The organism is Streptomyces sp. TRD_SC_5 (genome assembly GCF_056836825.1).
The window spans coordinates 1112632-1131448 of sequence record NZ_JBWZZS010000001.1 but is presented as its reverse complement, the minus strand read 5'-3'; the positions used below and the strand labels follow the sequence as shown (position 1 = coordinate 1131448).

Here is an 18817-nt window from a genome sequence, read left to right as displayed (position 1 = left end):
GCACCGGCGCCCGCATCGCCCGGCGCCGCGCGCGTGGGCGATGCGGGCGCGCCCGCTGACGCTTACTCCGGCGCCGCGCGTGCCGCGAGTGGTCCGGGCGGGGCCGGGGGCCCTGCCGGTGAGGGGGCATCGCAGTCCCGATCCCGGTCTTCCGCTGCGGCGGGTGGGGGTGACGTGGCGCCGGCCGAGACCACCGCGCGGCTGCGGCCCGTGCCCGCCGTACCGGGAGCCCTGCCGCCGCAGGCTCCGCCGCCCCCGGTCGCTCCGCCCGTACCGCCGCCGCCCGGCGGCGTCCCCCGGCGCAGGAACGTGGGTGCCGTCGACCTGGGCCCGCAGCCCGGCGCGCCCCGGCCCGCCCACTTCGCCGCGCCGCGGCACTGGGCCATGCCGGAGACGCCGGCCGAGACCACCACCCGGCTGCGGCCCGTCCGCACCCGCCGCCCGGCCCGCGTCGTGGCCGCCGCGACCTGTCTCGTACTCGGCCTCGGGCTGATCGGCGGTGCCGTTACGGGGAGCTGGCTCACCGGCGGCGCGGACGCCGAGGCCGCGGCCGTCACCGGTTACGCCGAAGCACGCGGCCTGTGGCACAGCGTCCCCGTCGACAAGCTCTTCCCGCCGACGATCGAAGGCGACGGCGCGGGCCCCGGCGGCGCCGACCGCGTCTGGACGCGCGTCGCAGTCGCCCCCGACGGCGGCTGCGCGAAAGCCCTCGACCCACTGCTGCTCAAGGCGCTCGAACCGGTCGGCTGCCTGCGCCTCCTGCGCGCCACCTACACCGACGCCACGACCAGCAGCGTCACCACCGTCGGCATGATGTTCGCGGAGGCCGACGCACCGGCCATGAGGACTTTGCGTGCCCGCTTCACCAACGAGGGCCTCGCCGACCGCGCCGACCTCATGCCCCGCACCTACCCCGCCAAGGGCACCGTAGCGGCGGGCTTCGGCGACCGGCAGCGCGCGAGCTGGACGGTGCGCGTGCTCACCGACGTACCTGTGGTCGTGTACGCCGTCTCCGGCTTCGCCGACGGCCGCACCGTCGCCGACCCGCAGCCCGTCGGCCGTGCCACCGTCGCCGGCGCGACGAACGCTCCGGCCCAGGCGGGTCTCGGTCACGAGGCGAAGGGCATCGCCGACCGCGTCGAACGCGGCCTCCGCAAGACCGCCCTCCCGGCCACGGAGCCGCCCCGGTGAACCACGCCTCCAACGCCGTTCCCGGCCGCGCGCCCGGCACCGCACGGGACCGCGCACTCGGCGCCGCACCGGCCGGTGCCGAGCCCCGCCGTGTTCCCGGGCCCGCCTCCGGCGCCGAGCCCCACCCGGCCTCCGGCGCCGAACGCCGCCGCGTGCCTGGCCCCGCTTCCGACCGCGCACCCGGCGCCGACAGCCCCGCACCGGACCGCGCAGCCACCGCCGCTGGGCGCGCATCCGGTGCCGCGTCCCGATCCGCACCCGGCGCTACCACCGCCGCACCCCGAACCCCCCGCCGCACAGGCCCCCGCGCCCTCGTCGCCCTCCTCGTGGCCACCGGTCTCGCCCTGCTGTCCGCGCCGCCCGCGCAAGCCGACAGCCTCCGGGCCCAGCAGTGGGCGCTCGACGCGCTGCACACCGACGAGGCCTGGCGTACGACCAAGGGCGAGGGCATCACCGTCGCCGTCCTCGACACGGGTGTGGACGGCAGCCACCCCGACCTCGAAGGCCGAGTACTGGCAGGCAAGGACCTCATAGGTTTCGGCGCGGGGAAGGGCGACCGCGCCTGGGCCCGCCACGGCACCGCCATGGCCGGGATCATCGCGGGCCACGGAAACGGCCCCGGCCGCGCCGACGGCGTCGTCGGCATCGCGCCCGAGGCCAAGATCCTCCCGGTCCGCGTGATCCTCGAAGGCGGTGACCCCGCCCGCAAGCGGGCCCGCAGCACCCGGGGCAACGCCCTCGCCCAAGGCATCCGCTGGGCCGCCGACCACGGCGCCGACGTCATCAACCTCTCCCTCGGCGACGACAGCAAGTCCGCCCACCCGGAGCCCGCCGAGGACGCCGCCGTCCAGTACGCCCTCGCCAAGGGCGCCGTCGTGGTCGCCTCCGCAGGCAACAGCGGTGAGGACGGCGACCACATCTCGTACCCCGCCGCCTACCCCGGCGTCATCGCCGTGGCCGCCGTCGACAGCGCCGGCACCCACGCCTCCTTCTCCACGAGCCGCTGGTACGCGACCGTCAGCGCCCCCGGCGTCGACGTGATCATCGCCGACCCCGACCGCCGGTACTACGAGGGCTGGGGCACCAGCGCCGCCTCCGCCTTCGTCTCCGGCGCCGCCGCCCTCGTACGCTCGGCGCACCCCGACCTGACCCCCGCCCAGGTCAAGAAGCTCCTCGCGGACACCGCCCGGGACGCACCCGAGGGCGGACGCGACGACGACCGTGGTTACGGCTTCGTCGACCCGGCCGCCGCCATCGAAGCGGGCGGCAAGCTCCGCCCCGCCGGCCTCCGCCCCGCCTCGGCCCCGCACGGCAAGAAGTACTTCGGCGCCGGCCCCGCCCCCCTGCGCGAGGACGACGAACCGGCCGGCTGGCTCGCCCCCGTGACCGGCGGCGTCGGCGCACTGCTGCTGGCCGGCGCGGTCGCCCTGTGGCGCGCCGGCCAGACCACAGGCCCCCGCAACTTCCGCTGAGGGCCGCTGCCAGGGCGCCACCCGGACCACGGCACAACGGTCGCCGGCCGCCATGCCGGCCACACACGCACACCGGCCACTCACACGCCCCGGCCCCTTCCCCCGACCGCCGCCCGCGCCGCCTCCTCCACCACCGCGATCCCCGCCTCCAACGTGGCGTGCCCCTCCGACAGCACCGCGATCAGTCGCCCGCCCCCGTCCGCCGCCCGCACCCGCCCGATGCTGTGCACCGCCCACAGCCCGGTGGCGTCCCGCGGCATCCACCCGTTCTTGAGCGCCGCGCCGGAGCCGGCAGCCGACACGCCCCAGGCCTGGCCCGCGACGACCTGTCCCATCAAGGTCCCGATGTACGTACGGGAATCCTCGTCCAGTACGCCGCTTCCGCTCCCGTTCCCACTCGCGCCCCCGAACACCGCCCCCAGCAGCACCACCTGGTCCCTGGCCGTGGTCCGCGTACGCCCCCACGCCCGGTCCGCCGCCGTCTCCGTGAGCCCGAGCCGCGCCAGGGCCGCGTCCAGTCCGGCGGCGCCGCCGATCGTCGCCCACAGCGCCGACGCGGCCGCGTTGTCGCTGCGCCGGATCATGGCCTCGGCGTACCCCCGCTCCGTCGCACCCGGCGCCCGCCCCTCGTCCTGTGCACGCAGCAGCAGCGCCGTGAGGATGCCGACCTTGACGATGCTCGCGGCGGGAAAGTGCCGCCGCTCCCCGTACGCGGCGCAGCAGTCGCCTCCGGGACCGGCCACGGCGTAGGACACATCCACAGCAAGGGCGGTGCCCGCAGGACCCGTGCGGAAACGCCCGCCGCCCGGCGGCTAGTCTCGTGGCGTGGCGCTCAAGAACATCCCGGACCCCGGTTTCTCCGAAGACGACGGCACCGCCGACCCACGGCTGACGGCGGCCCTCGCCGCCTGGGCCGAGGACCCGGCGGCCGAGCCGCAGGTGCTCGAAGCGCTGGCCGGCGCCCGGCTCCTGGTCCCCGTCGTCGCCGTACTCGGCGAAGTCGAGACCGACGAGAAGAGCGGATTGCGCCGCGAGAAGACCAGCGACATGGCCGTGCCGACCCTCCAGGCGGGCGAGCGCCGCGCCCTGCCCGCCTTCACCTCCATCGAGGCCCTCGCCCGCTGGAACCCCGAGGCGCGCCCCGTCGCCGTACCCCTGCACCAGGCGCTCCAGGCTCTCGCCCACGAGCGGGCCGACACGCTGGTCCTCGACCTCGCCGGTCCCGTCCCGTACCAGCTCACGGGGTCGGCGCTGCTCGCAGCCGCCGAGGGCCGCACCAGCGCGGTGCCGCTCGACGACCCGGCAGTCACCGAGGCCGTACGGGCCGCTGTCGCCGCTGAGCCGGCGGTGCTGCGCGCGCACCTCGGCCCGGGCAGCGCCGACGGCACCCTCGCTCTGGTCCTCGCTCCCGGCGCCGAACCGGCGGAGGCGGCCCGCCGCGTCGCCGGGGCGCTGGCCGCCGACGAAACGCTGAGGGCCCGCCTGGTGCGCGGCCTGGACCTGGCACTGCTGCCGGCCGGCGCCGCGCCTCCCGGCGAGCCCTTGTTCGTACGGGGACAGCGGAACAAGCCGCCGGATCAGCCGTAAACCGGGCCGGTGTACTTCTCGCCCGGCCCCTGTCCCACCTCGTCCGGCACGGCCGAAGCCTCGCGGAACGCCAGCTGCAGGGACTTCAGCCCGTCCCGCAGCGGCGCCGCGTGGAAGGAGCTGATCTCGGTCGTACTCGCGTCCAGCAGACCGGCCAGCGCGTGCACCAGCTTGCGGGCCTCGTCGAGATCCTTGTGGGCGTCGCCGTCCTCGGTCAGGCCGAGCTTCACGGCGGCGGCGCTCATCAGGTTGACCGCCACCGTCACGATCACCTCGACGGCCGGTACTTCCGCGATGTCGCGCGTCATGGCGTCGAAGTCGGGGGCTTCGTCGGGGGATGCATTGGGGGAGGTCGCGTCACTCATGACGCACACGATATGCCCCGGCGAGCAAGGCTTTCCCCACGGGTTCGCCCCGCCCCGGGAGAGCTGCTAACCTTGTGTAACGACCGGCCGGACACCTGTGTGCCCGGCCCACAAGTGGAGGCTCCGATCTCCCACCTGGCTGTCCTCACGGACGGCGGGTCACCGGTCAGGCGGTCCCCATCGTTCCGTACGGACGATGGAGCACCGCTCGATGATGCGCCCCGCGGTTGATGCGCGGTGGTGCTCCGGTACATCCAGGAGCCCCGCCTGTGTTCCCGTCCGGGGCATTTTTCATGGCTCCCTGAGGTTGGTCTCACGAAACAGACGTTACGCGGCTGTCTGCCAGACAGTCGTGTGGTGCTACTGAGGAGGATCCATCAGCGCTGAGCCCCGCATTAACGACCGGATTCGCGTTCCCGAGGTGCGACTCGTCGGACCCAGCGGCGAGCAGGTCGGCATTGTGCCTCTTGCGAAGGCCCTGGAGCTTGCGCAGGAGTACGACCTCGACCTGGTCGAGGTCGCGGCGACCGCCCGTCCGCCCGTGTGCAAGCTCATGGACTACGGGAAGTTCAAGTACGAGTCGGCCATGAAGGCCCGTGAGGCGCGCAAGAACCAGGCGCACACGGTCATCAAGGAAATGAAGCTCCGGCCGAAGATCGACCCGCACGACTATGACACCAAGAAGGGTCATGTCGTCAGGTTCCTCAAGCAGGGCGACAAGGTCAAGATCACGATCATGTTCCGTGGTCGTGAGCAGTCCCGCCCCGAGCTCGGCTTCCGACTGCTTCAGCGTCTGGCTTCGGACGTCGAGGACCTTGGCTTCATCGAGTCGAATCCCAAGCAGGACGGCCGGAACATGATCATGGTTCTCGGCCCGCACAAGAAGAAGACCGAGGCCATGGCCGAGGCGCGCGAGGCCCAGGCGGCCCGCAAGGCCGAACGCCAGGGCTACGCCACCGACGACGCCGAGCAGGCCGAGTCGACGGACGAGGTCGCCGAGGCCCCGGCCGAGGCACAGACCGAGACCCCTTCCGAAGCGTGATCCGGGGGCTGCCATCCAGGCGGCCCCAGGTTCGGCCAGGAAGCCACATACCAACGATCTGACGCTCCCGCTTTCCGGTGTACGCACCGGGGGAGCGCCACTGACGAGGAGAGAACGGCGCTATGCCGAAGAACAAGACGCACAGCGGTGCCAGCAAGCGCTTCAAGGTCACCGGCTCCGGCAAGATCATGCGCGAGAAGGCCGGCAAGCGCCACCTCCTGGAGCACAAGTCCTCCAAGAAGACCCGCTCGCTGACCGGCGCTGTCGTGGTGTCCCCGGCGGACGCCCCGAAGATCAAGAAGCTTCTCGGTAAGTGACGTCGCGGCTCCGGGTGACCGGAGCCCGCCGTCAAAACGACCGAGACCAATTCGTTTCCGGGCCGTGTGAGTTCAACCGCGGCCCCGCTACAAGGAGTTAACAAGTGGCACGCGTCAAGCGGGCAGTCAACGCCCACAAGAAGCGCCGGGCAATCCTCGAGGCGGCCAAGGGCTACCGCGGTCAGCGTTCGCGCCTGTACCGCAAGGCCAAGGAGCAGGTCACCCACTCCCTGGTCTACAACTACAACGACCGCAAGAAGCGCAAGGGTGACTTCCGTCAGCTGTGGATCCAGCGCATCAACGCCGCTGCCCGCCAGAACGGTATGACGTACAACCGCCTCATCCAGGGTCTGAAGGCCGCCAACATCGAGGTGGACCGCAAGATCCTGGCCGAGCTCGCGGTCAACGACGCCAACGCGTTCGCCGCGCTCGTCGAGGTCGCCCAGAAGGCGCTCCCGAGCGACGTCAACGCCCCGAAGACCGCCGCCTGATCTCAGGCAGCACCCTCTTCGTCCACCGGGCCCGCAGGCGTTCGCCGCCTGCGGGCCCGGTGCGTTGTGAGCACGACCACCCTCGTACTTCGTATGCAGAGAAGTGAGCCGCCGACCATGGGCACCCCTGAGCTGATCTCCCCGCGATCCCCGCGCGTCACCGCCGCCAAGCGGCTGGCCAAGCGCAGCTTCCGCGGCAAGGAGCGCAGGTTCATCGCCGAGGGGCCGCAGGCCGTGCGCGAGGCCGTCGAGCACCGCGGGGGCAGCGGCGAGGCGACCCTGATCGAGCTCTTCGCCACCGTCGAGGCGGCCGAGCGGTACGCCGACATCGTCGATGCCGCCCGCGCCACCGGCGCCCGCGTGCACCTGGCGCCCGACGAGGTGCTCGCGGAGGTCTCGCAGACCGTCACCCCGCAGGGCATCGTCGGCGTCTGCCACTTCCTGGACTCGCCCTTCGAGGAGATCCTGGCGGCCAGGCCCCGCCTCGTCGCCGTCCTGGCGCATGTCCGCGACCCCGGGAACGCCGGTACGGTGCTGCGCTGCGCGGACGCCGCAGGGGCCGACGCGGTCGTCCTCACCGACGCGTCCGTCGACCTCTACAACCCCAAGTCCGTCCGCGCCTCGGTCGGCTCGCTCTTCCACCTGCCGGTCGCCGTCGGCGTTCCCGTCGAGCAGGCCGTCAGCGGGCTGAAGAGCGCGGGCGTACGCATCCTGGCGGCCGACGGCGCGGGCGACGACGACCTCGACGACGAGCTCGACGCGGGCACCATGGGCGGGCCCTCGGCCTGGGTCTTCGGCAACGAGGCCTGGGGCCTGCCGGCGGAGACCCGCGCACTCGCGGACGCCGTGGTGCGCGTTCCGATCCACGGCAGGGCCGAAAGCCTCAACCTCGCCACCGCCGCCGCCGTGTGCCTCTACGCCTCCGCGCGTGCGCAGCGTGCTTCCGGAGGGTGCCGCAGCGTCACCTCCAGCTAGTAGGGTGGCGGGCTCGGGGGCCCTCCCCCAAGCTCTCGGCTCTGCTCGAGCAGGGAGGTACCCCCTCCGCTCTTCGGAAGAGGTGGGATACGGGGATGTCTGTCGGCACCAGCGGTCCGTCGCGGGCGAGCGAAGCCTTACTGCGTCCGTACGCGGAGGACGGGCACGGGTTCGATCCCGACGACCTCCCCGACGGCCTCGCCGTCGCCGACGAGAGCGGCCGCGTCATCTGCTTCAACGCCGCCGCGGCGCGGATCACAGCCATCCCCAGGGACGCCGCCCTCGGCAGGCCGCTGGAGATCGCGCTGCCCCTCGAAGACCTCGAAGGCCGGCGCTGGTGGAGCCTGACCGATCCGTACGGCGGACTCGCCATCCGGGGCGGGCAGCCCGAACGCAACCTGCTGCTGCCCGGCGGCCGCGAAGTCCTGGTCTCCGCACGGTACGTACGCCACGAGCCCACCGGGCCCGTGCGGCGGGTCGTCGTCTCCATCCGCGGCACCGATGCCAGGCGCCGCACCGAGCGCAGCCACGCCGAGCTCATAGCCACCGTCGCCCACGAGCTGCGCTCCCCGCTGACCTCGGTCAAGGGATTCACGGCGACGCTGCTCGCCAAGTGGGAGCGGTTCACGGACGACCAGAAGAAGCTGATGCTGGAGACCGTCGACGCCGACGCGAGCCGGATCACCCGGCTGATCGCCGAGCTGCTCGACATCTCCCGCATCGACTCCGGGCGCCTCGAGGTGCGCAGGCAGCCCGTCGACGTCCCGACGGCCGTCGGACGCCACATCCAGGCGCACATCTCCAACGGCCAGCCCGCCGACCGCTTCCTGGTCCGTATCCAGCAGCCGCTGCCCGATCTCTGGGCAGACCCGGACAAGATCGACCAGGTGCTCGGCAATCTGCTGGAAAATGCGGTGCGGCACGGGGAAGGAACGGTCACCATCGAGGTGAGCGCAGCCCCCATGAAGACCGCCGACCACACAGCGAAGGGAACAGCCGTGACCGTGAGCGACGAAGGCACCGGCATTCCCGAGGAGTCGATGGGGCGCGTCTTCACCCGTTTCTGGCGGGGCAGCAAGCGCGGCGGCACCGGTCTCGGCCTGTACATCGTCAAGGGCATCGTCGAGGCGCACGGCGGCTCGATCACCGTCGGCCGCGGACCCGGCGGCGGCGCCGAGTTCCGATTTATTCTGCCCGTCGGCGCTCCGGCCTACCTGGCCTGAGCAGCCCACGGGCTTCTTCACCCCTCGCGGCCTTTAGACTCGACCTTTGGCACCTTTGCGTCCTCAGTCGTCGAGCGGGGGCCACGCCACCAGCCAATCGGAAGTACGGGAAGAGATGTCCGCACCCAATAAGTCGTACGACCCTGTCGAGGTCGAGGCGCTGAAACCGGAAGAGATCGAGCGCATGCGGGACGAGGCGCTCGCCGCCTTCGACGCCGCGGCGGATCTCGACGCGCTCACCCACGCGAAGACCGCGCACACCGGCCCCACCTCGCCGCTCTCGCTCGCCAACCGTGAGATCGGCGCCCTGCCGCCGGCCGCCAAGGCCGAGGCCGGCAAGCGCGTCGGCATGGCGCGCGGCGCGGTGAACAAGGCCCTCGCCGCCCGTCTCGCCGCCCTGGAGGCCGAGCGTGACGAGCGAGTGCTGGTCGAGGAGGCGGTGGACGTCACGCTGCCGTACGACCGCGTACAGCCCGGCGCCAGGCACCCGCTGACCACGCTGATGGAGCGCGTCGCCGACGTCTTCGTGGGCATGGGCTACGAGGTCGCCGAAGGCCCCGAGGTCGAGGCGGAGTGGTTCAACTTCGACGCCCTGAACTTCGTGCCCGACCATCCGGCGCGCCAGATGCAGGACACCTTCTTCGTCCAGGGCGCCAGCGGCTCCAAGACCGACGAGTCCGGTGTCGTGCTGCGCACCCACACCTCGCCCGTCCAGGCCCGCGCGCTGCTCGACCGAGAGCCGCCCGTGTACGTCGTGTGCCCCGGCCGCGTCTACCGCACCGACGAGCTCGACGCCACGCACACCCCGGTCTTCCACCAGATCGAGCTGCTCGCCGTCGACGAGGGCCTCACCATGGCCGACCTCAAGGGCACCCTGGACCACATGGTCCAGGCGCTCTTCGGCGAGGGCATGAAGACCCGGCTGCGCCCGAACTACTTCCCGTTCACCGAGCCGTCCGCCGAGATGGACATGGTCTGCTACGTGTGCCGCGGCGAGTCCGTCGGCAACCCGGACCGTCCCTGCCGCACCTGCGGCAGCGAGGGCTGGATCGAGCTGGGCGGCTGCGGCATGGTCAACCCGAAGGTGCTCACCGCCTGCGGCGTCGACCCCGCGAAGTACAGCGGATTCGCCTTCGGGTTCGGCATCGAGCGGATGCTCATGTTCCGCCACAACGTAGAAGACATGCGAGACATGGTCGAGGGTGACGTCCGGTTCACTCGGCCCTTCGGGATGGAGATCTGATGCGGGTCCCGCTTTCCTGGCTGCGGGAGTACGTCGATCTCCCCGCCACCGAGACCGGCCGTGACGTACAGGCCAAGCTCGTCTCCGCGGGCCTGGAGGTCGAGAGCGTCGAGCAGCTCGGCGCCGGCCTCAAGGGCCCCCTGGTCGTCGGCAAGGTCCTCACCATCGAGGAACTGACGGAGTTCAAGAAGCCGATCCGCTTCTGCACCGTCGACGTCGGCATGGCCAACGGCACCGGTGAGCCGCAGGAGATCGTCTGCGGCGCCCGCAACTTCGCCGTCGGCGACAAGGTCGTCGTGGTCCTGCCCGGCGCCGTCCTGCCCGGCGACTTCGCGATCGCCGCGCGCCAGACGTACGGCAAGACCTCGCACGGTATGATCTGCTCCGGCGACGAGCTGGGCATGGGCGACGACGGCAGCAGCGGCATTATCGTGCTGCCGCCCGAGTACGAGGTCGGCACCGACGCCATCGAGCTCCTCGAGCTCGTCGACGAGGTCCTCGACATCGCCGTCACGCCCGACCGCGGCTACTGCCTGTCGATGCGCGGCGTGGCACGTGAGCTCGCCACCGCGTACGGGCTGCCGCTGCGCGACCCGGCGCTGCTCGACGTGCCCGCGCCCAACTCGTACGGCTACCTGGTGCAGGTCTCCGACCCGCAGGGCTGCGACCGCTTCACGGCTCGTACGGTCGTCGGCCTGGAGCCCGAGGCACGCTCCCCGATCTGGCTGAGCCGCAGGCTCCAGAAGGCCGGGATGCGCCCGATCTCGCTGGCGGTGGATGTCACCAACTACGTCATGCTGGAGCTCGGACAGCCGCTGCACGCGTACGACCGGTCCCGCATCGACGGGCCGATCGGTGTGCGCCGCGCCGAGCAGGGCGAGAAGTTCACGACCCTCGACGGCACCAAGCGGGTGCTCGACGCCGAGGACCTCGTGATCACCGACAACCGCGGCCCGATCGGTCTCGCGGGTGTCATGGGCGGCGCCAACACCGAGATCGCCGACTCGCAGACCGACCCGGAGACCGGCGCCGTCCGCGGCACCACCGAGGTCGTCATCGAGGCCGCGCACTTCGACGCGCTCTCCATCGCCCGTACGGCGCGCCGGCACAAGCTCGCGTCCGAGGCGTCCAAGCGCTTCGAGCGCGGCACCGACCCGCAGGCCACCTCCGCGGCGGCCCAGCGGACCGTCGATCTCCTGGTGCTGCTCGCGGGCGGCACCGCCGAGGCCGGCGTCACCGAGGTCATCGCGCCCACCGCGCCGCGCACGGTCTCCATGCCGGCGAACCACCCCGACCGCGTCGCGGGTGTGGACTACGGCCGCGAGACCGTCGTACGCCGCCTCCAGCAGGTCGGCTGCGACGTGTACGGGCAGGACGAACTGGTCGTGACCGTGCCGTCCTGGCGCCCCGACCTCGCCTTCCCGAACGACCTGGCCGAAGAGGTCATCCGGCTCGAGGGTTACGAGAACCTGCCCTCCACCCTGCCGACGCCCCCCTCGGGCCGCGGGCTCACCGACCGGCAGCGGCTGCACCGCCGCATCGGTCGCGCGCTGGCCGGCTCGGGTTACGTCGAGGCGCTGAACTACCCGTTCATCGCCGAGCAGGTCTTCGACCAGCTGAACATCCCGGCCGAGGACACCTGCCGCCGCGTGGTCAAGCTGGTCAACCCGCTCTCCGAGGAGGAGCCCGCACTGCGCACGGCGCTGCTGCCGGGCCTCCTCGGCGCGCTGCGCCGCAACGACAGCCGCGGCAGCCACGACCTCGCGCTCTTCGAGACGGGCCTGGTCTTCCGGGCGACAGAGGGAGCGGGCGTCGCGGTGCGGCTCCCGGTCGACCGCCGTCCCACGGACGAGGAGATCGCCACGGTCAACGCCGCGCTGCCCGCGCAGCCGCGGCACGCCGCGGTCGTACTCGCCGGGGCGCGGGAGCAGGCGGGCTGGTGGGGAACGGGCCGTCCGGCCGACTGGGCCGACGCGGTCCAGGCCGCACGTACGCTCGCCGCCGAGGCGGGTGCCGAACTGATCGTCCGGCAGGGCCAGTACGGACCGTGGCACCCGGGCCGCTGCGCCGAGCTGGTCGTCGTGACCGACGGTGCGGAGCAGCTCATCGGCTTCGCCGGCGAACTGCACCCGCGCGTCGTCAAGGCGCTGAACCTCCCCGCGCGCACCAGCGCGATGGAGCTCGACCTGGACCGCCTGGAGCGGGCCGGCGCCGGAGCCCTCCAGGCGCCGCGGATCTCCACCTTCCCGGTGGCGACCCAGGACGTCGCGCTCGTGGTCTCCACCGAGGTCGCTTCGGTGGACGTCGAGGCGGCGCTGCGCGAAGGCGCCGGCGCACTCCTCGAATCCCTGCGGCTGTTCGACGTGTTCACGGGTGAGCAGCTCGGCGAGGGCAAGAAGTCGCTCGCGTACGCGCTACGCTTCCGCGCCACCGACCGCACGCTGACCGTCGAGGAGGCCACGGCCGCCCGCGACGCCGCCGTCGCGCTCGCCGGCGAGCGCACGGGCGCGGTGCTGCGCGGGGCATAACACCTGGTGCGGCAGTAGTGCTGAGGGGCGCGTCCGGAGTCACGGGCGCGCCCCTCACTCATTTGGGTGAGAAATGGGGGTGAGGTACGCAAACGGGTACGGACGGTCGACACAATCATTCCGGCCGACGAGGGCCGACGTCGTACAGGCAGGCGTCGTACAGATCCAGGGCCTAGGGGGCCGTCGGGATGATCCGTACAACAACCTGGCGCGGCATCCGCCGTGCGTGCGCTCCGTACGCGCGACGTGCCCTTGTCTTCGGGCTCCCCGCCGTCTGGCTCGTGGCCGCGACCGTCTGGGAACTGGCCTGCCCGTTCGACTCCCACGACGGGATGGCGCCCCGCTTCGTGACGTGCGCGGCCTTCCTCGCGCTGGTCGCCTATCTGCTGACGAGCGTCCGGCTCGGACCCGTGCGGGAGTTGCGCCGGACCCGCGAGATCGCGCGCGCCGCGCAACAGGTGCTGCTGCGGCCCCTGCCGCCCCGGATCGACGGGCTCGCCCTCGCAGCCGGGCAGTTGTCCGCGAGCCGCGGGGCGACGGTCGGCGGCGATCTGTACGAGGCGGTGGCCACCGTGCACGGGGTGCGGGTCGTCATCGGCGACGTACGGGGGCACGGTCTCGCCGCCATCGGGGCGGTGGCCGCGCTGCTCGGCAGCTTCCGGGAGGCGGCGCACGACGAGGCCGAACTCGCCGGCGTCACGCGGAAGCTGGAGCGGGCGCTGCAACGGCACCTGCGCGAGCGGTCGCGGTCCGAGCACCCGTCGGTGAGCGGCACCGACCCGGACAATCCGCTGGCCGAGGAATTCGTCACCGTACTCCTGCTGGAAATCCATGAGGACGGCGAGGTGTTGGCGCTCAACTGCGGCCACCCGTGGCCCTACCGGCTGCGCCGGACCGCCGAACCGCTCGCGGGCGGGGACGTGCTGCCGCCGCTCGGCCTCTTCCCGCTGCCCGACGGCCTGTCCGCCCGCCGCTGTACGCGCCTGCTTCCCGGCGAGGCGCTCGTCCTGCACACCGACGGGGCCGAGGACGCCAGGAACGCCGCCGGGGAGTTCTTCTGCCTGAGGCGCGCCCTCACGGAGGCCGCCGCCCTGGGTTCGCCGGTCTCACCGGCCGTGGTGGTGCAGCGCGTTCACACGGCGCTGCTGCGGCACACGGGCGGGCGGCTCACCGACGACGTCGCGCTGCTCGTCCTGCGCAACGACCGCAGACGCGTGCCGGCGCAGCCCGGGGATCAGGGGCTGCGCCGCTCGTGCGCGGAATCCTCCAATCGGTGACCGGCCGTCGCTCCGGACCCGGTGGAACGGCTCCGTCCGCCCTGCCGCGGAGTGTCGGGCAGACAGGCAGGGCGGACGGTGCACGATCGGGCCGCCGCACTGTACGAGGGGGAGCCGGCGGCCCGGCCGCCTCCTTACGAGGCGAAGTGAAGTCAATCGGACGGGGGGTGCGGTGGGGAGAGCGCGCGGGGCACGAACGCGGGCATTCGGTTCACACCCCGTGTGAAAGCACCTCCACTACGCTGTCTTGACCGAGCCACCGGAGAGGCCCATGCAGCCGAACACTCTGCTCGACGCCCTGCTCGACGAGGCGGGCATCTCCAACGCCGGCCTCGCCGCCCATGTGAACCAGGCGGGCAGCGCGAGAGGTCTGGCGCTGAGGTACGAACACACCGCCGTCGCACGGTGGTTGAAGGGCCAGCGTCCGCGCGGCCAAGTGCCCGACCTGATCTGCGAGGTCCTCGCGGCCCGGCTGCACCGGCCGATAACGCTGGACGACATCGGGTTCGGCATGCCGGGCGAAGCGGCCATGCCGCACGGCTCCCCGCTGACCGGCTTCGTGGAGCGCGCCACCGCGCTGTGGCGCTCCGACGAGCAGCAGCGGCCGCACGTCCTCGGCGCTCCCGCGGTGACCGGGACACCGGCGGTGATGCCCGTATGGGAGTGGGAGAACCCGCCGGAGGACGCTGACGTCTCGCGCAAGGGACAGACGCGCGTCAGCGTCGCCGACATACAGATGCTTCGCGCGGCGAGAGCCCACTACGAGCTGATGTACCGCAAGGCCGGCGGCATCGCGACCCGGGCGCGCGTCGTGGGCTTCCTCAACGCCGAGACCGCCCCGCTGCTGCGCGGCAGTTACTCCAACGCCATGGGCCGCCACCTGCACCGCGCCACCGGCGGCCTGGTGGCGGTGGCCGGCATCTGTGCGTACGACTCGGACGCGCAGGGGCTCGCCCAGCGGTACTTCCACCAGGCCCTGCGACTCGCGAAGGCCAGCGGGGACCGGGGGCTCGGCGCGTACATCATCGCGCTGCTCGTCAACCAGTCGCTGTTCATGGCCGAATACCGGCAGGCGGTGGCCTTCGCGGAGGCGGCGCTGCGCACGGCGGGCAGCCAGATCACCCCGGCACTGGCCGCCGATCTGCACGCGATGCAGGCCAAGGCGTACGCCCATCTCGGCGACAGCAAGGGTGCGTTGTCCTGCATCCGGCGTGCGGAGTCCGAGGCGGAGTCCATCAGACCGGGCAGCGAACCGGACGAGACGGGCTACGTCCAGCCGGGCCTGGTGAACGTCCAGGTGGCCGAGGCTCTGCTGAGCCTCGGCGATCTGCCGGCGGCGCGGGAGCACGCGGACGCGGCGGTCGGATCGCCCGCCCACGACCGGGGCCGGGTGCACCGGCTCGCCATGCTCACCCACATCGAGCTGCGGCAGGGCAAGGCCGACCGGGCCGTGGAGATCGCCACGGAGATGGCGCAGCGGGCCCAGGGGATGGAGTCGCAGCGGATGCGCGACCGCCTGCGGGCGGTCCGTGAGCATCTGGTCGGCAGCGGATGCGCCGGCGCGGAAGAGGCGGCCGAACTGATCGACGGGGCTTTGCGCGTTCCGCTCTGACCGTCCTCCTGCTGCGATGTTGCCATCTACTTGTCGGAAGGTGGCAGAACAATGCAGTGGACGAACTTAAGCGAACAGACTGTGTACAAGAACCGTTGGTTCCGGATCAACCTCGCGGACGTCGAACTCCCCGACGGCCGGCACCTCGACCACTTCGTCATACGACTGCGGCCGGTGGCCGTGGCGACGGTGGTCAACGAGGCCAACGAGGTACTGATGCTCTGGAGGCACCGCTTCATCACCGACAGCTGGGGCTGGGAGCTTGCCGCCGGAGTCGTCGAGGACGGCGAGGACGTCGAGAGTGCCGCGGCGCGCGAGATGGAGGAGGAGACCGGCTGGCGGCCCGGGCCGCTGCGCCATCTCCTCACCGTCGAGCCGTCCAACGGCCTCACCGACGCCCGGCACCACCTCTACTGGGCAGAGGAGGCGACGTACACCGGCCATCCCGAGGACGACTTCGAGTCCTCACGGCGCGAGTGGGTCCCGCTCAAACTGGTCCCCGACATGGTGGCCCGCGGTGAGGTCCCGGCCGCCAACATGGCGGCCGGGCTGCTGATGCTGCACCACCTGCGCCTCGGCTAGTGGCCTACGGCCTGCCAGAGGGTCACCGCGAGCGCTCCGGCCGCGGTGAGCGCCGAGATGGTGGGCAGAGGCCATCGGGTGTGCTCCAGGGCCGTCACACGCGCGGCCAGGTCGGCCAGGTCGTTGCCGGCCTGGTCGCCCCGGTGGGCCAGCAGCGCCAGATGTCCGTCGATCCTGGTGAGCCCCACGTCGAGGCAGCGACGTAACTCGGCGAATTCCTCGACGACCAGGGTCTGGTCGGTGTCGATACTCACGGTCCGCTCCTTTTTCAACAGGGCCGTCCGGCGGCCTTGTGTATGTGACACAGATCCAACTCGTCCTGTGCCCATGGCGGGAGCGTGTGTGCGGGGCATATGCGTGTACGCCCCGCACACTCCGTGCGAATCGCGGATCGCGGATCGACAAGGCTCAGGCGTACGGGTAGAAACCGGAGCCCGTCTTACGTCCCAGCCTGCCCGCGTCCACCATCCGCTGGAGCAGCGGAGGAGCGGCGTACAGCGGCTCCTTGAACTCGTCGTACATCGAGTCGGCGACCGAGGCGACCGTGTCCAGGCCGATGAGGTCCGCGAGCTTGAGCGGGCCCATCGGGTGGGCGCAGCCCATCTCCATGCCGTTGTCGATGTCCTCGCGGCTGGCGATGCCCGACTCGAACATCCGGATCGCCGAGAGGAGGTACGGGATCAGGAGTGCGTTGACCACGAAGCCCGAGCGGTCCTGGGCGCGGATCGCGTGCTTGCCGAGCACGTTCTGCACCACGGCCTCGGCGCGCTTGACGGTCTCCTCGGAGGTGGTCAGCGCCGGGATCAGCTCGACGAGCTTCTGCACCGGGGCCGGGTTGAAGAAGTGGATGCCGATGACCTGGTCCGGGCGGGAGGTCGCGACGGCCAGCTTCACCAGCGGGATCGAGGAGGTGTTGGAGGCGAGAATCGCGTCCGGGCGGGTCACGACCTGGTCGAGGACCTGGAAGATCTCCGTCTTGATCGACTCGTTCTCGACGACGGCCTCGATCACGAGGTCGCGGTCCGCGAACTCGCCGAGGTCGGTCGTGAAGCTGAGACGCGAGAGCGTCTCGTCGCGCTCCTCCTCGGTGATCTTGCCGCGCTCGGCGGCCTTCGAGAGGGAGTTGTAGAGCCGGGTGCGGCCGATCTCCAGGGCCTCGCCCGTGGTCTCGGCGACCTTCACCTCGAGGCCGCTGCGGGCACACACCTCGGCAATGCCCGCGCCCATCTGGCCGCAGCCCACTACTCCGACGCGCTGCACATCCGCCATGGAGTCCGTCACATCGTGCCTTTCGCTGATCAACAGTTCGGCAGGCCCCGGCCGTGCCGGGTGCCCGCCTCAGCCCCCGACGTTACTCCGGACCTACGTGTGCGTGAGGGGGCGGGGCGGGCATGCTCTGCGGATACGACGGGACGTATGCACCTAGTAAGGGGCGACATATGGGTCAGATCGGTCGAAGAGGGTTGTTGGCGGCGGCGGCCGGAGCGCTGTCCGTACTGGCGGTCACCGGGGACGCGGCGGTCGCCGCCCCCGCCCGGCGCAAGGACCCGAAGCGCGAGCTGCGCGGGATGTGGCTGGCGACCGTCGCCAACCGCGACTGGCCGTCCAGGGCCGGCCTGACCGCCGACCAGCAGAAGGCCGAGCTGCTGGCCCATCTGGACACGGCGGTACGGCGCAGGCTGAACGCGGTGGTGTTCCAGGTGCGGCCGACCGCCGACGCCCTGTGGCCCTCGCCGTACGAGCCGTGGTCCCAGTACCTCACCGGCGTACAGGGCCAGGACCCGGGCTGGGACCCGCTGGGGACGGCGGTGGAGGAGGCGCACCGGCGGGATCTGGAGCTGCACGCGTGGTTCAATCCGTACCGAGTGGCGAATCACACGGACCCGTCACGGCTGGTGGCGACGCATCCGGCGCGCGTGCATCCGGAGTGGGTGCTGCCGTACGGCGGGAAGCTCTACTACAACCCGGGGCTGCCGGAGGTCAGGCGCTTCGTGCAGGACGCGATGCTGGACGCCGTGGAGCGCTACGACATCGACGCCGTGCACTGGGACGACTACTTCTACCCGTACCCGGTGGCGGGGCAGGTCTTCGACGACGACGAGGCGTACGCGCGCTACGGCACCGGATTCCCGGACCGGGCCGCCTGGCGGCGCGACAACACCGACCGGCTGGTGAGCGAGACGGCCGAGCGGATCAAGGCGGTCAAGAAGAAGGACAAGAAGGTCCGCTTCGGGATCAGCCCCTTCGGGGTCTGGCGCAACGCCTCGACCGACCCGCTGGGCTCACAGACCCGGGCCGGGGTGCAGACGTACGACGATCTGCACGCCGACACCCGCAAGTGGGTGAAGGAGGGCTGGATCGACTACATCGTGCCGCAGATCTACTGGAACATCGGCTTCGCGGCCGCCGACTACGCCACGCTGCTGCCCTGGTGGGCCCAGACCGTACGCGGCACCGGCGTCGACCTGTACGCCGGTGAGGCGCTCTACAAGGCGGGAGACCCGGCCCAGCCGGCGGCCTGGCAGGACCCGGCCGAACTCTCCCGCCATCTGACCCTCGCCAAGGACCACCCGGAGGCCCGGGGCCATGTCTTCTTCTCGGCGAAGGAGGTCGGGGCCGATCGCATCGGGGCGATGGACCGAGTGGTGGCCGACCACTACCCGTCGCGGGTACGGACGCCCCACTGACGGTCCGGTTTGCCGTTATTACGCTGTTCCGCCGTGCTCCGTGTGCCGTACGACGGAGTCGGGGCCCGGCGCGACCAGCGCCTCGTGCCCGTCGTCGAAACGGACACGGTACGGCGGGGTGCCCTCGGAACCCAGCACCTCGACGATCTTCGCGACCTTGTCCTCGTGACCCACGGTCCTGCCGTGCACCAGCAGCTGGTCGCCCACGCTCGCTTGCATCGGGAG

General features: G+C 71.9%; 19 protein-coding genes. 14 read left to right on the top strand and 5 right to left on the bottom strand.

The window, feature by feature from the left end; translation table 11 throughout:
• Positions 1-174: 174 nt before the first annotated feature.
• A complete protein-coding gene (locus tag AC1P0E_RS05315) occupies positions 175-1191 on the top strand; it encodes a hypothetical protein (RefSeq protein WP_482740978.1) in 1017 nt (338 codons plus the stop codon).
• Positions 1192-1517: 326 nt separating this feature from the next.
• The gene (gene mycP, locus AC1P0E_RS05310) at positions 1518-2663 is read left to right on the top strand and encodes a type VII secretion-associated serine protease mycosin (protein ID WP_482745657.1); all 1146 of its coding nucleotides are present in this window, start codon (positions 1518-1520) and stop codon (positions 2661-2663) included.
• Positions 2664-2743: 80 nt separating this feature from the next.
• On the opposite strand, the gene AC1P0E_RS05305 is transcribed toward mycP, so the two are convergent.
• Positions 2744-3418, bottom strand: coding sequence for a serine hydrolase (locus tag AC1P0E_RS05305; protein ID WP_482740977.1), 675 nt, complete (start codon positions 3416-3418; stop codon positions 2744-2746).
• A 70-nt stretch (positions 3419-3488) separates the two neighbouring features.
• Between AC1P0E_RS05305 and AC1P0E_RS05300 the strand changes: the two genes are divergently transcribed.
• Positions 3489-4250 carry an SseB family protein gene (locus AC1P0E_RS05300; RefSeq protein ID WP_482740976.1) on the top strand — a complete coding sequence of 254 codons (762 nt, stop codon included), beginning with the start codon at positions 3489-3491 and terminating at the stop codon, positions 4248-4250.
• Here AC1P0E_RS05300 and AC1P0E_RS05295 read toward each other — a convergent pair.
• Positions 4241-4615 (bottom strand): DUF1844 domain-containing protein, encoded by a 375-nt coding sequence (locus tag AC1P0E_RS05295; protein ID WP_482740975.1) that lies wholly within the window; start codon positions 4613-4615, stop codon positions 4241-4243. The genes AC1P0E_RS05300 and AC1P0E_RS05295 overlap by 10 nt on opposite strands.
• A 376-nt stretch (positions 4616-4991) precedes the next feature.
• On the opposite strand from AC1P0E_RS05295, the gene infC reads away from it, so the two are divergent.
• From infC to AC1P0E_RS05245, 10 genes are all read left to right on the top strand, one after another.
• Positions 4992-5657, top strand: coding sequence for a translation initiation factor IF-3 (gene infC, locus AC1P0E_RS05290; RefSeq protein WP_308296014.1), 666 nt, complete (start codon positions 4992-4994; stop codon positions 5655-5657).
• A gap of 122 nt (positions 5658-5779) precedes the next feature.
• Positions 5780-5974 carry a 50S ribosomal protein L35 gene (gene rpmI / locus AC1P0E_RS05285; RefSeq protein WP_215132429.1) on the top strand — a complete coding sequence of 65 codons (195 nt, stop codon included), beginning with the start codon at positions 5780-5782 and terminating at the stop codon, positions 5972-5974.
• A 104-nt stretch (positions 5975-6078) separates the two neighbouring features.
• Entirely contained in the window at positions 6079-6465 is a 387-nt protein-coding gene (rplT, locus tag AC1P0E_RS05280; RefSeq protein ID WP_028815427.1) for a 50S ribosomal protein L20, read from the top strand.
• Positions 6466-6582: 117 nt separating this feature from the next.
• Positions 6583-7440, top strand: coding sequence for a TrmH family RNA methyltransferase (locus AC1P0E_RS05275; RefSeq protein ID WP_482745656.1), 858 nt, complete (start codon positions 6583-6585; stop codon positions 7438-7440).
• Positions 7441-7535: 95 nt separating this feature from the next.
• Positions 7536-8663 (top strand): sensor histidine kinase, encoded by a 1128-nt coding sequence (locus AC1P0E_RS05270; protein WP_482740974.1) that lies wholly within the window; start codon positions 7536-7538, stop codon positions 8661-8663.
• A gap of 115 nt (positions 8664-8778) precedes the next feature.
• Entirely contained in the window at positions 8779-9906 is a 1128-nt protein-coding gene (gene pheS, locus AC1P0E_RS05265; RefSeq protein ID WP_482740973.1) for a phenylalanine--tRNA ligase subunit alpha, read from the top strand.
• On the top strand, positions 9906-12434 hold the full coding sequence (gene pheT, locus AC1P0E_RS05260) for a phenylalanine--tRNA ligase subunit beta (protein WP_482740972.1): 2529 nt from the start codon (positions 9906-9908) through the stop codon (positions 12432-12434). Before pheS ends, pheT begins: the two co-directional genes overlap by 1 nt.
• 188 nt (positions 12435-12622) lie before the next feature.
• The gene (locus AC1P0E_RS05255) at positions 12623-13711 is read left to right on the top strand and encodes a PP2C family protein-serine/threonine phosphatase (RefSeq protein ID WP_482740971.1); all 1089 of its coding nucleotides are present in this window, start codon (positions 12623-12625) and stop codon (positions 13709-13711) included.
• Between the two features lie 271 nt (positions 13712-13982).
• Positions 13983-15323: a tetratricopeptide repeat protein gene (locus tag AC1P0E_RS05250; protein WP_482740970.1), complete on the top strand. Its 1341-nt coding sequence runs from the start codon at positions 13983-13985 to the stop codon at positions 15321-15323.
• Between the two features lie 51 nt (positions 15324-15374).
• Positions 15375-15905, top strand: coding sequence for an NUDIX hydrolase (locus tag AC1P0E_RS05245; protein ID WP_482740969.1), 531 nt, complete (start codon positions 15375-15377; stop codon positions 15903-15905).
• Here the strand turns inward: AC1P0E_RS05245 and AC1P0E_RS05240 are convergent.
• Both AC1P0E_RS05240 and AC1P0E_RS05235 read right to left on the bottom strand, forming a co-directional pair.
• On the bottom strand, positions 15902-16159 hold the full coding sequence (locus AC1P0E_RS05240) for a hypothetical protein (RefSeq protein WP_482740968.1): 258 nt from the start codon (positions 16157-16159) through the stop codon (positions 15902-15904). The genes AC1P0E_RS05245 and AC1P0E_RS05240 overlap by 4 nt on opposite strands.
• A gap of 154 nt (positions 16160-16313) precedes the next feature.
• The gene (locus tag AC1P0E_RS05235) at positions 16314-17174 is read right to left on the bottom strand and encodes a 3-hydroxybutyryl-CoA dehydrogenase (RefSeq protein ID WP_482740967.1); all 861 of its coding nucleotides are present in this window, start codon (positions 17172-17174) and stop codon (positions 16314-16316) included.
• 170 nt (positions 17175-17344) lie between these two features.
• Between AC1P0E_RS05235 and AC1P0E_RS05230 the strand changes: the two genes are divergently transcribed.
• Positions 17345-18592 carry a glycoside hydrolase family 10-like protein gene (locus AC1P0E_RS05230; protein ID WP_482740966.1) on the top strand — a complete coding sequence of 416 codons (1248 nt, stop codon included), beginning with the start codon at positions 17345-17347 and terminating at the stop codon, positions 18590-18592.
• An 18-nt stretch (positions 18593-18610) separates the two neighbouring features.
• Here the strand turns inward: AC1P0E_RS05230 and AC1P0E_RS05225 are convergent, their stop codons facing one another.
• On the bottom strand, positions 18611-18811 hold the full coding sequence (locus tag AC1P0E_RS05225) for a DUF1918 domain-containing protein (RefSeq protein WP_482740965.1): 201 nt from the start codon (positions 18809-18811) through the stop codon (positions 18611-18613).
• Positions 18812-18817 lie beyond the last annotated feature (6 nt).

What these genes read in the sequence shown, in the direction of transcription:
- AC1P0E_RS05295 (WP_482740975.1), bottom strand. Translation starts at nt 4,615, where the DNA reads ATGAGTGACGCGACCTCCCCCAATGCATCCCCCGACGAAGCCCCCGAC.
- AC1P0E_RS05255 (WP_482740971.1), top strand. Translation starts at nt 12,623, where the DNA reads ATGATCCGTACAACAACCTGGCGCGGCATCCGCCGTGCGTGCGCTCCG.
- AC1P0E_RS05235 (WP_482740967.1), bottom strand. Translation starts at nt 17,174, where the DNA reads ATGGCGGATGTGCAGCGCGTCGGAGTAGTGGGCTGCGGCCAGATGGGC.
- AC1P0E_RS05245 (WP_482740969.1), top strand. Translation starts at nt 15,375, where the DNA reads ATGCAGTGGACGAACTTAAGCGAACAGACTGTGTACAAGAACCGTTGG.
- AC1P0E_RS05275 (WP_482745656.1), top strand. Translation starts at nt 6,583, where the DNA reads ATGGGCACCCCTGAGCTGATCTCCCCGCGATCCCCGCGCGTCACCGCC.
- AC1P0E_RS05230 (WP_482740966.1), top strand. Translation starts at nt 17,345, where the DNA reads ATGGGTCAGATCGGTCGAAGAGGGTTGTTGGCGGCGGCGGCCGGAGCG.
- pheT (WP_482740972.1), top strand. Translation starts at nt 9,906, where the DNA reads ATGCGGGTCCCGCTTTCCTGGCTGCGGGAGTACGTCGATCTCCCCGCC.
- AC1P0E_RS05250 (WP_482740970.1), top strand. Translation starts at nt 13,983, where the DNA reads ATGCAGCCGAACACTCTGCTCGACGCCCTGCTCGACGAGGCGGGCATC.
- AC1P0E_RS05225 (WP_482740965.1), bottom strand. Translation starts at nt 18,811, where the DNA reads ATGCAAGCGAGCGTGGGCGACCAGCTGCTGGTGCACGGCAGGACCGTG.
- rpmI (WP_215132429.1), top strand. Translation starts at nt 5,780, where the DNA reads ATGCCGAAGAACAAGACGCACAGCGGTGCCAGCAAGCGCTTCAAGGTC.
- AC1P0E_RS05270 (WP_482740974.1), top strand. Translation starts at nt 7,536, where the DNA reads ATGTCTGTCGGCACCAGCGGTCCGTCGCGGGCGAGCGAAGCCTTACTG.
- pheS (WP_482740973.1), top strand. Translation starts at nt 8,779, where the DNA reads ATGTCCGCACCCAATAAGTCGTACGACCCTGTCGAGGTCGAGGCGCTG.